This is a genomic window from Oceaniferula spumae (assembly GCF_042849255.1).
Classification (GTDB): domain Bacteria; phylum Verrucomicrobiota; class Verrucomicrobiia; order Verrucomicrobiales; family Akkermansiaceae; genus Oceaniferula; species Oceaniferula spumae.
Window position 1 is genome coordinate 1,380,471 of the sequence record NZ_AP026866.1, and the last position, 15,183, is coordinate 1,395,653.

General features: G+C 51.5%; 13 protein-coding genes and 1 tRNA gene. 7 read left to right on the forward strand and 7 right to left on the reverse strand.

Annotation, left to right across the window (positions count from 1 at the left end; translation table 11 throughout):
* The first annotated feature begins 30 nt into the window (after positions 1–30).
* Positions 31–807, forward strand: a complete 777-nt coding sequence (locus tag ACSPJT_RS05780; RefSeq protein WP_435895418.1) for a L,D-transpeptidase family protein — start codon at positions 31–33, stop codon at positions 805–807.
* A gap of 51 nt (positions 808–858) precedes the next feature.
* On the opposite strand, the gene ACSPJT_RS05785 is transcribed toward ACSPJT_RS05780, so the two are convergent.
* The 6 genes from ACSPJT_RS05785 to thiE form a co-directional block, all read right to left on the reverse strand.
* Positions 859–1,047: a GIY-YIG nuclease family protein gene (locus tag ACSPJT_RS05785; RefSeq protein WP_435895419.1), complete on the reverse strand. Its 189-nt coding sequence runs from the start codon at positions 1,045–1,047 to the stop codon at positions 859–861.
* A gap of 147 nt (positions 1,048–1,194) precedes the next feature.
* Positions 1,195–1,284 (reverse strand) — tRNA-Ser (locus ACSPJT_RS05790).
* 224 nt (positions 1,285–1,508) lie between these two features.
* Positions 1,509–2,156, reverse strand: coding sequence for a PEP-CTERM sorting domain-containing protein (locus tag ACSPJT_RS05795; protein ID WP_435895420.1), 648 nt, complete (start codon positions 2,154–2,156; stop codon positions 1,509–1,511).
* A 50-nt stretch (positions 2,157–2,206) separates the two neighbouring features.
* On the reverse strand, positions 2,207–3,208 hold the full coding sequence (locus ACSPJT_RS05800; RefSeq protein ID WP_435895421.1) for a hypothetical protein: 1,002 nt from the start codon (positions 3,206–3,208) through the stop codon (positions 2,207–2,209).
* A gap of 378 nt (positions 3,209–3,586) precedes the next feature.
* The gene (locus ACSPJT_RS05805) at positions 3,587–4,504 is read right to left on the reverse strand and encodes a PfkB family carbohydrate kinase (RefSeq protein ID WP_435895422.1); all 918 of its coding nucleotides are present in this window, start codon (positions 4,502–4,504) and stop codon (positions 3,587–3,589) included.
* 20 nt (positions 4,505–4,524) lie between these two features.
* A complete protein-coding gene (gene thiE, locus ACSPJT_RS05810; protein ID WP_435895423.1) occupies positions 4,525–5,172 on the reverse strand; it encodes a thiamine phosphate synthase in 648 nt (215 codons plus the stop codon).
* Between the two features lie 137 nt (positions 5,173–5,309).
* Between thiE and ACSPJT_RS05815 the strand changes: the two genes are divergently transcribed.
* The 6 genes from ACSPJT_RS05815 to ACSPJT_RS05840 all read left to right on the forward strand — a co-directional run bounded on the left by ACSPJT_RS05815 (position 5,310) and on the right by ACSPJT_RS05840 (position 13,701).
* A complete protein-coding gene (locus ACSPJT_RS05815) occupies positions 5,310–6,209 on the forward strand; it encodes a YfgM family protein (protein WP_435895424.1) in 900 nt (299 codons plus the stop codon).
* Between the two features lie 157 nt (positions 6,210–6,366).
* A complete protein-coding gene (locus ACSPJT_RS05820) occupies positions 6,367–6,921 on the forward strand; it encodes a bactofilin family protein (protein WP_435895425.1) in 555 nt (184 codons plus the stop codon).
* A gap of 139 nt (positions 6,922–7,060) precedes the next feature.
* On the forward strand, positions 7,061–8,017 hold the full coding sequence (locus ACSPJT_RS05825; RefSeq protein ID WP_435895426.1) for a polymer-forming cytoskeletal protein: 957 nt from the start codon (positions 7,061–7,063) through the stop codon (positions 8,015–8,017).
* 141 nt (positions 8,018–8,158) lie between these two features.
* On the forward strand, positions 8,159–9,097 hold the full coding sequence (gene nadA, locus ACSPJT_RS05830; RefSeq protein ID WP_435895427.1) for a quinolinate synthase NadA: 939 nt from the start codon (positions 8,159–8,161) through the stop codon (positions 9,095–9,097).
* A gap of 121 nt (positions 9,098–9,218) precedes the next feature.
* Positions 9,219–10,286 carry a 3-dehydroquinate synthase gene (gene aroB, locus ACSPJT_RS05835; protein WP_435895428.1) on the forward strand — a complete coding sequence of 356 codons (1,068 nt, stop codon included), beginning with the start codon at positions 9,219–9,221 and terminating at the stop codon, positions 10,284–10,286.
* Positions 10,287–10,461: 175 nt separating this feature from the next.
* Complete coding sequence (locus ACSPJT_RS05840) at positions 10,462–13,701, forward strand: matrixin family metalloprotease (protein WP_435895429.1); 3,240 nt, start codon at positions 10,462–10,464, stop codon at positions 13,699–13,701.
* 41 nt (positions 13,702–13,742) lie between these two features.
* On the opposite strand, the gene ACSPJT_RS05845 is transcribed toward ACSPJT_RS05840, so the two are convergent.
* Positions 13,743–15,182 carry a DUF1501 domain-containing protein gene (locus ACSPJT_RS05845; protein ID WP_435895430.1) on the reverse strand — a complete coding sequence of 480 codons (1,440 nt, stop codon included), beginning with the start codon at positions 15,180–15,182 and terminating at the stop codon, positions 13,743–13,745.
* Position 15,183: the final 1 nt, after the last annotated feature.

The following is a 15,183-nucleotide window of genomic DNA, read 5'->3' on the forward strand; positions in this document are numbered from 1 at the left end:
TGGTAAAAATGTTTTGTCTCCACTAATCCCATGCGCATTCTTCTCATCGCCACACTTTGCACCGCCTCCGCTCTTGGCGGGTTCTTGTGGTATGGTATTCACGTGCGCGCACCCAGCATTCCTATGGATCACATCAGCCAACTCAGCGACGATGAATATCAAGATGGAATGCTGAGGGAACAGGATACTGTCAAACGCCGCTCGCCGCGCCTCGCATCCGCTCTTGCAGAGAAAGATCTGAAACTTGGCGATCCTGTCTTTGTCCGTATTTTCAAAGAAAGCCGTGAGCTTGAAATCTGGATCAAGCATCGGGAAAGTGGAAAGTTTCGACATTTCAGAACATGGCCCATCGCTGCCATGTCCGGCGATTTGGGGCCGAAACTGGCGGAAGGTGATCGGCAAGCTCCAGAGGGATTCTATTCTGTTGATCGCTCTAACATGAAGCCCGACAGCACCTTCCACTTGGCTTTCAACATCGGCTACCCCAATGCCTATGACCAAGCGCAGGGTCGGACCGGCTCTTTTATCATGGTGCACGGAAACCGTGTTTCCATCGGTTGCTTTGCCATGACGGATTATCTCGTCGAAGAAATCTACACCCTGTGCACAACGGCTCTGGAAAACGGGCAACGCTACTTCCGCGTTCACGTCTTTCCCTTCCAGATGTCAGAGGCTCGACTCAGCAAGGAAACAGGATCCAAGTGGTACGACTTCTGGCTCAATTTGAAGGAAGGCTACGACTGGTTTGAGGAAAAGAAAACCCCACCAGAAGTTTCGGTGCGAGGTAAAAGATACGTGTTTGAGTGATCAGTCAGGACCACAACCGCTTGTTCGCAAATGCAAATCCAGAGCCCGATTTTAAATACGCTTCAAATTCCACTTCGTCGAAAATGCCAGATAGGTTTCTAGCCTCCATGGTTTAAATGGCCTGGTAGAAACGTTTTTGCCCTCGTTATGATCTTTAAGGCGAGTCCTCAAGTCCTTGGTAAATCCAATATAGCGTTGACTGGGTTGAGCTACACTCCGAAGTAAATATACATAATACATGGCAGTAGCGAGAATACCACTCCCCGCCCTACTTCGCCAAGGCTACGAAGGGCACCCTTCGCTAACTCCATTCTTACAGTAAGCTTTAAATGACACTCCCATGCGCCTAAACAAAAAGGCCGAGCCACCCGAAGCCTTGGCGAAGGGTGGCAGAGGGAGTGGGATTCGAACCCACGGTGACATCACTGCCACACTCGATTTCGAATCGAGCGCCTTCGACCACTCAGCCATCCCTCCTTCACATGTAAGCTTTGAGGAGAAACCCCTCATCTACATTTGTGGCAAGGAACGTTTGCAGCTCCTCGCTCGCGCGCAAACTAGCTGGCCGCAGAGCCGAATCAAGCAGGATTTTCGCACACAGATGAAAAAAGACTCCCGATGCCCACACAAGCATAAGCAAAAAAAACGGAGCCCCTATAAGCGGGACTCCGTTGAAATTGTTTTGATCTAAACTACCGGACCTAGCGGCGGCGGCGAAGAATCAGAGCAAGACCACCAAGACCAAGAAGGGCGGTGGAGGATGGTTCTGGGACAAGTTCAGCAGTGAAAAAAGAGGCTTGCGGTGTTGGGTCAAGGGGTGAGACAGCTCTATCCCCTCCAATTCCACCAACCAATAAGTTCGCTATTGTAATTGTATCAGCATCAAAAGTTAGAGTTGAGTTGATCGGCTCCTCTGATGCACTACCGAAAGTCTCGTTAAACTTGTAGACAAGGAACTCAGTAGATGCAGCCAAAGTCGCACCTTTGCCAATCACAAGGTATATCGACTGATCAGAAAAGTCAGACAAATCTGCAACCTCCGACCCTTGGCTCTGAAAAAGTCCCTGAGAATTAACCGGAGGAGTACTTGCATTAAAATTGGATTCTGAGTCGCCAAAGATATGCCAAGATGCGTCTAGTAGATCTGCTGCAGAGGTCGCAGTGGTGACATCAGCGTCTGAATCAAAGAAACCAAATGCTGCCGATCCCTGACTCCCCGAAAGAAGATTACCAGCATTGTCTGTAACTCCATTGGCATCGAACCCAAGTGAACTGTTGCCAACTGTGTAAGTAGCTCCTTGTGCTACTGAGCCGAGAGCAAACATCACTGCTAAAATATTGATTTTCATATTAAATTATTATAAACTTACTGTCTAGTTCTTCAGTTACTTATACTGCATTACAGATTGTTGTATGTAGATGGAGGATTAACAGTAGCGTTCACAGCTGCTCCTCTTCTTAGAATAATGATTCCAGGTTTGATTTCTACATTCGTGGCAGGTGAGAAATCAGATTTGAACCAGCCCGGTGCAGTTGCGAGGTTTGAGTAGAAGTAAGTATCGTATCCACCTGTGCCATTTGGCATATACACTATGTCAGCTTCATCTGCCTTAAATTCATCTGTGGCAGTCAAATTTGCTTCAAGCCCCGAGTTACCCAGTGTTGATCCAACAGGAAATGTGGCTGACACGTAGTTAAATTGACCAGCTCCCAAAGCTAATGTTGCTGCTACAGTCTTAACTGAGCCTGTTACTACAAGCTTGAGGTCTGTTGCTGCTCTTCTCAAGATCAAGATCGAATCCATGTATGGTATTGGAGTGTTGTCTGCTGGTGAGAAGTCGCTCTTGAACCATCCAGTTGCGCCAGTTAGATCTGAGTAAAAATAAGTGTCAAAACCGGCTCCATTTGGAACATAGATTAAGTCTGCCTCGTCGGCTTTAAATTCGTCAGTAGGTAAAAGCCCAGCTGAGTTAGCAGCTCCAAACACGTCTGAAATGGTAGCGGCGGCCCTAAGTTGATATTTATCACCAGATACCAAACCTTGAGCGTCCAAATCCTGAGGAGTCGTCATCTCATTATTATTCCACACGGTGACTTCCTGGATGGTCCCCACTAACGTTGAATCACTAGCTTCTGTAATTTCTAGAATATAAGTTTTTCCAGCCTCCAAGCTAGTTCCAAAATTCACTTCATCATCACCCAGCACTTGCCCATTCACATCGTCAAGCTCACCTGACACAACCACCGGTTGATGAAGGGTAAGGCCTACAAGGTTAAATTGCCCCGCTTTTAGCGTGTGAGACACAAAGCCTGCGGGCTTGGTAAACGCAGAATCCTGCGCGAAGGCACTTGCCGAGCCGATAAGCAAGGCAGCCAGAGTGGTGATCGTGGTGTTTTTCATAGTCGTGTTTTTTAGATGTATACCGGCTGAATTGAACCAGTGAGGTGTGATGTTAGGGTCTTAGTGCTTGTTGGAGCTTGGTTTAGAGCCTCTAACTTCTTACAAAGTTTTAACTCTGACCTACTCGCCATCACGGCAATTCATGCTGCCGATCGGTGACAATCTGCTTTTTCATTGGGTGGATGTCAACTTGGAAAGCCAAATAACTGAAAAAAACACAGCCTAAAAAATCTTCTCTTAATGTGATCTTAACGCTTGATCTAGCATGATTTAGCCTATCGCCCTGTCTGTCCACGACGTCAACAGTAGGGCATACTTGGTAACTACGCCAGTTTACCCATACGACCAAAGGCAATGTTTTCCTATGACATCGGAAAACTAGGCCCAATTACTGATGACTCTGAGCCCTTCGAGGCGATCTTGAATTTCCTGCTCAGTGACTGTTTCCAGTCGGCGAGTGGAGAAGTCCTCACAGGTGAAACTGGCCAGCACCGAGCCGCGTAAAATAGCGTCCCTGATTTGCTCAAAACTGAAATCAACCCCGCCCTGGTCGGCGAGGTATCCGGCCATAGCTCCGAGGAAAGTGTCACCAGCACCGGTGGGATCCACTATTTCACGCAGTGGCCAGGCGTGGAAACGGAACATGGAATTGTCAGGCCCAAAAAGAATGGCTCCAAACTCACCTAGCTTGATGACTACGTAGCGAGGGCCTTTTTCCAGCAGTAACTCACCGGCTAAAATGAGGTTGCTGGTGCCGGCAAAATCACGGGCTTCGGACTCATTGATCACTAACAGATCAATGCGTTTGAGGACCTCGTGCAGTCGGTCATTAGCGATTTCAATCCACAGGTCCATGGTGTCAGCGACGACAAATTTCTCAGCCGCGGTGCACTGGTCGAGCATTTCGATCTGATTGTCAGGAGACATGTTCGCGGGCACGACGATGCGGCTATTGGCAATCTCGGACGGCACATTCACTTTCCAGCTTTCCAGAACATTGAGACCGACACGGTGCGTTGTGCGATCGTTCATGTTCTCATGATATTCGCCGGTCCATGTGAAGGACTCACTATCGGAACGCTCGACGCCCGTGAGGTCCACCCCATGGCTTTTGAGCATTTCGAGGTGCTCTTCCGGGTAATCGTGGCCGACCACTCCGACGAGGTGCGCGGGTTTGGTATAATAGCTGGCTGCGAGCGACGCATAGGCAGCAGAGCCACCCAGAAGATTTTCAGCGGCTGCGGAGGGAGTAGAGACGTTGTCGATGGCGATGGTTCCGCCGATGATGATGGACATGTGTAGGATGAGGTATGGTGTTAGAGATCGGTGGTCAGTGTCTTGAGCACGCTGCGCGTGGCATTTTCTATATCCTGTGCTTGGAGCAGCGCGGAGACAATGACCACGCGGCGGGCACCTGAGGCAAGAACCAATTCAAGATTGTCAGGTTTGATTCCGCCAATACAGAAGACTGGAATGTGCGAGCCCACATTTTTTTCAACCTCGGCAATATTCTCCAGGCCAATTCCTGGTCGGCCCTGTTTAGTGGGCGTTGGAAACAATGGCCCGAATCCGATGTAATCGAAGCCCTCGGCTAGAGCATCCTTCGCCTGCTGCAGAGAGTGCGTCGATCTTCCCACGATCATACCATCCCCTACAGTAGCCCTGACCTGACTCAGTGATCCGTCGTCTTGCCCGATATGGACACCATCGGCACCTATCGCGAGAGCCACTTCGGGAAAGTCATTGATGATCAGTGGCACACCAGCCTCTCGGCACATCCGGGGAAGATCGGTCAGCGTATCTTGAAACATGGAAAGAACCGCCGCCGAGTCGTGACCTTTTGCACGCAACTGCAGGATGGCAACGCCGCCGGCCAACAAAGCTTCCGCCACTCTCAAGAGATCCTGTTTTTCGACATACCCTGTATCGAGAATTCCGTAGAGAGGGCCTGTATCTGATTTCATTCTCAATCCTGAGTCCATGTCATTATCCTTCACGCCGGTTGATCTATCCGACAAATCGTAAATGATAAATGCTAAATGCTAAATTCCATTGCCATCCCCCGCATCCTCGGTTATCACCCCGCGCGAAGTATAATATCATGGCTGAAACACCTACACCCATAGCAGAAATCGACCACGGTCCCAGCAAGCTCGACCAATTTCTGGACAAACACACCGCCAAGCTGGTGATCGGAGCTATTGTCATCGCCCTCGGCGTGATTGGCTACGTCATCTACGCCGGAGTGGAACGCTCCAAGCACGAAGCCGCCGGCTCTGCTCTGAATGCTGCCGAAAGCGTTGGCGGATACCAAGACGTGATCAAAGAATGGCCAGGCAGCAAAGCAGCTGTCAGTGCGCAGTTACTGCTCGCCGGCGCACAATGGGAGGATTCACAAGCGGATGCCATCAAAACACTCCAAGACTTTCTCGCGGACCACTCTGATCATCCTGCCTCGGCCACGGCCAAAGTCAGCCTCGGCCTTAGACTTCTGGAACAGGGTAAAACGGATGAAGCTACCACCGTCCTGACTGAAGTCGCCAACGACGACACAGCATCCTACATCTCACCTCTTGCCATCATTACCTTGGGCGACATCGCCAAGGCCGCTGGCAAAAACGACGAGGCCAAGAACTGGTATCAGAAAGCCACAGCCGACAACACCGGCCAAGGCAATACTTTTGCCGATACCGCCAAGAGCCGTCTCGACTTGGTCAACGCGGTGCCACCCACCAAGATCAAACCTACCGCTCCAGATCCAGCTGTGCCACCGGCACCCCCAGCTGCTCCAGGTCTTCCGACTCCAGGCTTACCATTACCTCCAGCATCTCCTGAAGCCGGCTCCACGCTCCCCCCTCTGGAAGCTCCCGACGCTCCCGCAGAGCAGCCGGAAGCTGATGAGCAACCCGAAGATGCCCCAGCAGAAGCCCCGGATGAGGAAGCTGACAAAAACAAGCCTTCCAAGTCTGAGCAAAATCCAGAAGACGGCCCTCGGGTTTGACAAATGCTGATATCGTTCGATAGTGCCTTAGCGCTTAAAAACGACATCGCACCGACATCCGTTTAGCCAATAAAACTTTACCAAAGTTTTTAAAATTTACCTTGCAAAGCATATCTCGTTTTGCGACTTATTCACATAGCAACCATAACTATCCACCGTGTTCCAAAAAGTAATAGGACAAAAGCCAGATTCAGCCGCTCCATCCACCGGCTCCGCCAATAACGACACCCGCACCAGCGCTCCTTCATCAGCGCCGGCGCCGAGCAGCTCGAGCAGCGCTCCTGCTCCTTCTCGTTCAAACTCACCAGCCCCTAGTGGCCGCAACGTGCTGAGTTCAGACGTAGAAATTAAGGGCACCATTAAGTTTTCCAACGATCTTGTAGTCGACGGTAAAATCGAAGGTCACATCAACTCTGACGGATCTCTGACCGTGGGCGAAAATGCTCGTATCAGAGCTGAAATCAAAACTCGTTCCGTGATCATCTACGGTAAAGTTCACGGAAACATTGAAGTCACCGACAAGGTTGAACTGAAAGCCAATGCTGAACTCGTAGGCGACATCAAGGCTGCTTCCCTTTCCATCGAACCAGGTGCGATCTTCGTAGGTAAGTCCACCGTCGGAACACCAAGTGCCGCACCTCAGCAGAGCAGCTCAAACACACCTAACAAGGGTGGTGATCAAAAGGGCTCCAAGATGGCTACAGCTTCCTAACAACATAACGGATTCAATCAACTTTCGTCCCAAAGCCCACCGCAGGTTCGCCAGCGAGTGGGCTTTTTATCACTCCCCCACCAGACATTACGACTCCTAACACTCTCTCGAATAGCCCCGCTCCCGCCGATCACCCACCATGGCATTTTTTTCCAAGAAAAAAGACGACTCGTCCAAAGAGTCTAACACCAATAAAAACATCATCCGGCTAACATGTCCGGATTGTGCATTTGAGCAAAATGAGTCGCGGATGGCCGTCTCGACCTATTGCCGTGGGTGCGGCACGCATTATAAAATTGTCGAGGGCAAGGCTCTTCCTAACAAGGTAGCCCCGTCAAATCCGTTCGCTAATCTCAAGAGCGATGGTCAAGCCCCTAAACTGCGACCACGCTCAGACGAAGATCAGGAGCAGAAGGAAGAGGTCAAAGATAAGAAAGAGCCCCATCAGAACGACGAATCTGACAAGGCGGCTAAAACATCGCCCCCCTTTCCCTTTGCCAAGCCGAAACCAAAACCGGCTCCTACCGGTCTACTGCAAAAGGCAGCCGCCAGCGCTGGCTTCATCCATACCAAGGAAAAGCCACGCGACGTCTCCTGTTTCGAATGCGCCAAAGTCCACCAAGCCCCCGCTGAAGCAAGCTCCACGCTATGCCCAGCGTGTGGTGCCTACATCGCGCTGAAGGACTATGAGATTCACAGCAACTGGAACCGCCGAATTCAAACTCGTGGCAATGTCGTGATTCACAAGAAAGCCGCCGTCACTGGTATCACCATCCACTGCCACCACCTAACAACTCACGGAGATTTCACCGGCGGAGTCGACTGCTCGGGTGATTTCACCATTCGCAGTCACGGTAAAATCATGGGCCGAGTACGCTGCAAGCGACTTATCATCGAGAAAAGAGCCGAGGTCGAATTTGCCAACCCCGTCCACTGCGAAGACGCCATTATCGATGGCATCGCCACGGGACATTTCGAATGTTCAGGAAAACTCGTTCTGAAGAAAAAAGCGACCCTTACCGGCGATATCAAAGTGGCAACCATGTCTGTGGAAGAAGGCGCACGCCACAACGGCCGCATGTCGATTGGGCAATGAGGTGTCCGGAGCATCGGTATGAGTAATTCCGAGGTACGGTATCATGAAGCATCGATCATAGATCATCAAAATCACGGAGTTCCAGAGCCCTCACATCACCTTCTTCTTGACTCTGGAGTCTGAACTCTGGACTCTTAAAACATGTCCATCACTTCTCTCGATCTTCGCGAAGACATTCTGCGTTTGAAAAAAGAACGCAATGCCGTGATTCTGGCCCACAATTACCAGACCGGTGACATTCAGGATATTGCCGATTACGTCGGAGACTCCCTTGGCCTCGCCTACCGTGCCCAAGAGACTGATGCCGATGTTATTGCCTTCTGCGGTGTGCACTTCATGGCCGAAACTGCCAAGATTGTGAACCCGAACAAGACGGTCGTCTTACCCGATAAGGACGCTGGCTGCTCACTGGAAGAATCCTGCCCTGCTGACGCACTCGAGAAATACATCAACGACAATAAGGACAAGAACTACTACGTCATCGCCTACATCAATTGCTCCGCAGGGGTGAAAGCACTTTGCGACGTCATCTGCACCTCGGGCAATGCCGTGAAGATCGTGAATAAAGCACCCGCCGATCGCCCCATCCTCTTTGTCCCCGACGCCAACCTCGGCGCTTGGGTGATGGAGCAGACAGGTCGCAAGATGGACCTCTGGCAGGGCGCTTGTTATGTGCACGTCGAATTCACCCGTGACTCCATCAATAAAATCAAAGCCGAATACCCAGACGCACTCGTCGTCGCTCACCCTGAGTGCACCACGGCTGTTAGACTTCTTGCCGATGAAGTTTGTTCGACTGAAAAAATGGTCGATTTCTGCAAAAATGCCCCAGTCAAAAATATCATTGTGGTGACTGAAAGCGGTATGCTTCACCGCCTGCAGAAAGAAGCTCCGGATAAGAATCTCATCCCAGGACCCACCGATCGCTGTGCGTGCAACGACTGTCGTTACATGAAGATGAACACCATGCAGAAACTTCGTGACTGCTTGGACAAACTGGAACCTCAAGTCAACCTTCCTGAGGATGTTAGAAAACGTGCCGAGGCACCCCTTTTGAAGATGCTTGAGCAGAGCAAGTAACTGTGGCATGAGCACCTCGCTCGTGATCGAACAAAGCACAGCCTGACCTAATTCATTAGCCTAGTGGGTGTATTACCCAGAATTTCAATCATGACCGTGACGGTCATGCCACACCAAACCCATGCCCACCGTCCACGTTAACCTCGCCGACCGATCCTATGACATTCTCGTTGAAGACGGGTTGTTAGATAAAGCCGGAGAGCTGATCGCGGCTACTGGTCTCAAAGGCAAGGCCGCGATCATCACGGACTCTAACGTAGCAGCACATTATGCTGAAAAGCTGATGTCTCAGTTCGAGGACGCCAGCCTGCACACAGTCCGCGCGGGAGAAGCCAGTAAATCCATGCTGGTTGCTGCTGAAGTTTGTGGCGAAATGAACCGGGCCGGACATGACCGCGGCTCGTTTATCATTGCGCTGGGAGGTGGAGTTGTCGGTGATCTGGCTGGCTTCGTAGCGGCTATTTTCTACCGAGGAATTCCTTTCGTTCAAATCCCGACTACCATCGTCTCTCAAGTCGATAGCTCTGCCGGGGGAAAAACAGGCGTCAATGCTTCTGAGGGCAAAAATTTGATCGGCTGCTTCCACCAACCACGGCTGGTCATCGTCGACCCTCTAACACTCGATACGCTCCCCGGACGCGAATACCGTGAAGGCTATGCTGAGGCGATTAAACATGCCGCCATCCGCGATGCCGCAATGATCGACGATCTCGCTGCTCTCGACCCATCCGATCAGCACCCGTCCGCCGATCTGTTAGCAAGGAACTTGGCAATCAAAGCCCGTGTAGTGGAGGAAGACGAACAGGAAACCTCTGGCGTGCGTGCGCTGCTGAATTTCGGCCACACCATCGGTCACGGCATCGAAGCATCCTTACCTTACGGCGAGATGCTTCACGGTGAAGCGATCTCACTCGGCATCCGAGCTGCGCTTTTCCTCTCTGAGAAAATCAATGGCTTTCCTGCCGAACAGAGCCAACGCATCCTTAGCTTGTTAGAAAATTTCCAACTCCCGTTAACGCTTCCTGACAGCATTCCTACTGACAAAGTCATGGATAAGCTCAGCCGGGATAAAAAATTCACCGGTGGGCATATTAAGTTCGTGCTCCTGACTGAGCCTGGTGCGGCTGAGGTGTCGTCTAAAGTCACCCTCGAAGACATTCGCGAGGCAGTGGAGCATTTACGGAGTTAGACCGCTATTTGCCGTTGCCCAAGGCTCTGGTATGCCGTGGTTAATGGCGGACCATGTAAAAACGTATGTTTAAGCTACGTTGGAAATAAATATTGATAGCCCTTGGAATAAATTACATAGTCAATACCTCCCACCTGAATAGAACCCCTGTCTGAATCATTCAACAGTCCTATTCATGAAAACCTTATGTATTTCCTCGGCCGTGGCTACGTTAGCTGCCGCTGTGTGGATCGTCACAAGCTCTGACAAGCTTGATCCAGCGCCTACAGGTCATCGCCCTGCCAGCGCTTCTGTACGTCCATCCCAGACGCCCAAGGCAGCCAATTCAATCGGTGATCTACCTCGTGCCACACACCACAATGGCAAAGCTGCTTGTAGCCATGATCACGCTCAAGATGTCAAAGTCGACCTATTGATCGCTGATCAGAACAGCAAAAGCTGGCCCGAGGTAGTCGTTCGCCACCTTGAAAATAACCATCCCATTTCCCAGCGTGGTCTCAAGCATCTGACCCGATCCATCAGCTACACAGAGTTCGAGCAACTGGACGAAGAGCAAATTGATCGATTAATCCTCTACGCAGATTTTGCACAGCAGGCGAAAACCAGAGCGTTACCCAATCTTTGCTGGGCACCGGACACGCAGCCTGTTGTTCAGTCGGTGTTTGAAAAAGTGCGTTTCCTCGCCATCGCAGAAAACTCCGAAAGCGAACCTCAAACTGCGTTACGTGGAGTCGATCGCTGGAGTTCAACCGCCACCGACGGGAATACCGGCTCAGAAGGCACACCCGTGACGATCACATGGAGCTTTGTGCCGGACGGAACAACCATCCCAGGTCAAAGCAACACAACCGGCACCAGTAATCTCATCGCCAAACTCAACTCCACCTATGGGACATCTCCGACGGGTGACTATGAGGACGCTCCGTGGTTCGAGTTATTCGAAACCGCCTTCAACTACTGGGCCGATGTGACCGGAAACACTTATGTCTATGAACCCAATGACGACGGGGCACAGGTCAGGAACTTCAACTCGATCGTCAGCCGGGGAATTCTGGGGGTGCGCGGAGACGTTCGCATTGGCGGCATGAGAATCGATGGCAACTCTAACACCCTGGCCTTCAACTATTACCCGGATGTGGGTGATATGGTCATCGATACCGACGACAGCTCAAATTTCACCAACAGCAATACCACAAAGAGACGCTTTCGTAATGTCATCGCCCATGAGCACGGCCACGGCCTAGGCATGGCGCACGTTTGCCCAATCAACCGGACCAAGCTGATGGAACCGACTGTGACGACATCCTACTCCGGGGTGCAATTCGATGACATACTGACTGGACACGGCCTCTACGGAGACGCCATGGAGCGCGGCACGAACAGCAAGCACAATGACACAACCGCGACTGCCCGTCAGCTGGGAACGGTTAATGAAAGCTATCAGGCCGACCAACTTTCCATCTCATACACGGGCGATGTCGATGTGTATAAATTCAATGTCGGCTCTGGCAAACGCCTCAATCTCCGTGTCACGCCCACTGCGCAGAATGAATACCTGGAAGGCGAGCAGGTGGGTAGCTCGTGTAGCAGCGGCACCCTCTTCGATCCCCGCATCAGACAGAACCTAGCCGTGCGTATCCTCGCGTCAGACGGAACCACTGTTTTGGCGACCGCTAACACCGCTGCGATTGGTGCTGGAGAAAAAATCGACAACCTCCTGCTATCGCAAGTTGGCGAAGACTACTTCATTGAAGTTACCGGCGGAGGCGAAAATAACTCGGCCAATAACAACGCTCAGATTTACTCTCTCAGTCTGGACATGTCTCCAGCCACTACCTTGACGGGATCAAACTACCAGCTGACTCAAGAAGGCTGTGCTCCTGCTAACCAGGCATCGGATCCAGGTGAAACAGTAACAGCCCAGATCACCGTCACCAACACGGGGGCTACGACTATTTCCAACCCCATGGTCACTATTAGCGGAAGTTCAAACTTCACCTCTTTGGACGACAGCACCAAAACTCTCTCGAGCCTTGCGGTTGGGGCATCGACCACTGTCAGCTTTCAGTTTAAAATTGATGGCGCATGCGGCAGCTCGGAAATGCTCGATTTCGTCTTGGATACGGGTGCGGGCACCAGCACATTCAGCCAGTCTGTGATCTTGGGATCTGTTGCGGCTGTGCTTGATGAAGACTTTGAGAGTAGCGCCTCATTGCCATCGGAATTTACCGCAGATGGAGGTTCGACGTCGCAATGGACTGTTAGCAGCAGCTCCCCCATCAGAGGCAGCCGCTCTGTGTTCAGCGTCGGCAGTAATAGCAACACAGCCTTCCTCGTCACTCCGGAGCTTTTCGTAAACGGTCCAGAGCCAGTCATTACATTCCGCCATCTGTATGATTTTGAAAACACCTACGACGGAGGCAGTCTCCAGATCCAGATTGAAAACGGAGCGTGGCAGGAATGGACAGCCGCTGGTGGTTCGTTCAATGCAAACGGCTACAACGGAACTGTGAGCGGAGGAGGAGCCTGGACCAACGACTCGGGTCAAGCCGTCGTCACCAGTGCCGCTCTGCCTGAAGCAGCCAAAGGTAAAAACATCCGTATCCGTTGGCGTGCTTTCTACGATTCATCCGTTCTGAGTAACGGCTGGAAGATCGACGACATCAACCTACTCAGTGTCGAGTGCTGTGAGGGAAATGTCCCTATACTTTCAGTGATTACCTCCGACGCCTTTGCCCAGGAAATCAACGTATCTAACCAAGGTGAATTCACCATCACCGCGAGCTCACCCCCTGCTACGGACCTACAGGTAGCTTATACGCTCAGCGGCTCGGCCACTGCTGGGGTGGACTATCAGTCACTGACAGGCACTGCCACCATCGCGGCCGGACAGCAATTGACCACGATCCCTGTGACGGCGATCCGTGATGGATTGGCCGAAGGAGATGAGACGCTTACCATCACTCTCACCCTCTCGGGAAATTATGCGGTGGACACGGGGCAAGCATCACTAACTATCCAAGATTTACCATACGACAACTGGCGGAATTTGTTTTTCGGCGATACGATCGCGAACACCGGAGAGACTGAGGACTTCGACTTTGATGGGATCGATAATTTGATCGAATACGCGCTTGGAAAAGACCCGACGGTAATCAATCCACAGCTTCCAACTGCCAGCCTACAAAATGGTGGCACTCAATTAGTATTGAGCTACCAAGAGGACACCACACTAACAGATATTCAGTATTTCGTGGAAATCTCCCCCACTCTAGGCGACGGAGTCAGTCCATGGACAAGCACAGGCGTCACACTCAGCTACGGGCCACTGGTCGATGGCAAACGCACGGTCACAGCCACGGCGAACGTCAGCGGCGACCAGCAATTTATGCGACTGCGTGTGGTGCGAAATTAAGGTCTTTTTTTCCGAGAAACCATACTCCGTTTTGGCAAAAATTACGCGATGATCTCTTTCACCACTCTCGCTGGATCCACTCCTGTGAGCTTTTGGTCAAGTCCTTGGTGAGGGAAGATCAGGCGGTTATGGTCAAGGCCTAGTAGATGCAGCATGGTCGCATGGAGATCGCGGACATGCACTGGGTCCTCAACGACGTTGTAGCTGAAGTCATCTGTTTTACCGAAGCTCATACCGCCCTTCACACCACCTCCAGCCATCCAGCCAGAGAAACAGCGTGGATGGTGATCGCGTCCGTAGTTTTCAGGAGTGATGTTTCCTTGGCCGTAAACTGTCCGTCCAAATTCCCCAGCGAAGACGACGAGGGTATCTTCTAACAGACCTCGCATTTTAAGATCTTTGAGTAAACCCGTGGTCGCCTGATCGACATCATTGCACTGCCCCTGAATATTTTCAGGCAGTCGAGTGTGGTGATCCCAGCCACGGTGGAAGAGTTGTATAAAACGGACATCGCGCTCGGCCATGCGGCGTGCTAACAGACAGTTACTCGCGTAAGATCCTGGTTTATTCACCTCTGGGCCATACATCTCTAACACCTCCTTAGGCTCTTTAGAAACATCGGTCAGTTCGGGGACGGAGCTTTGCATACGGAACGCCATTTCCTGCTGGCTGATGGTGGTCTGTATTTCAGGATCTCCTACCTCGGAAAAGTGCTTTCGATTTACTTCATCGAGCGTATCTAACATTCTGCGCCTTACTGAGGCACTTACCCCCGTTGGGTTTGATAGAAACAGCACTGGATCGCCAGTGCTCTGGAAGGACGTTCCCTGATGTTGCGATGGCAGGAATCCGCTGCCCCAGAGACGCGCGTAGAGGGCTTGGACATTCACCTTTCCACTCCATCGTGCGGAGGGCATGACGACATAATCCGGCAGGTTTTTATTCAGAGAACCGAGACCGTAACTCAGCCATGAACCCATGCTGGGTTTACCGGGGATTTCTGAACCGGTGCAGAAAGAAGTCTTACCAGGATCATGATTGATCGCATTGGTATTTAGCGAGTGGATCATGCAGAGATCATCTGCAACGGTCGAGAGGTGCGGGAGTAATTCGCTCATCCAGAGTCCACTTTTCCCCTGCTGGCTGAACTTGAATTTGGATGGCACGACGAGTTGCTTTTGCCCCTTCGTCATTGCTGTCACGCGCTGCCCTTGGCTGATTGACTTGGGCAGCTCTGTTTTGAAAAGTTTGTGCAGATCAGGTTTATAATCGAACAGATCGAGCTGGCTGGGAGCGCCAGCCATAAAAAGGAATATTACTCGCTTGGCACGAGGCCTGTGGTGGCAGCCGGATCTACCCGTGGCAGCGCCAACTTGCGGAACCAGTGACGCCAAGGCAGCTGAACCCAACCCCATGCCAGTGTTCAGCAAAAACTGGCGGCGTGACTTGCTTAAGGGTGACTCAGTGAAGCTATTTTCCATA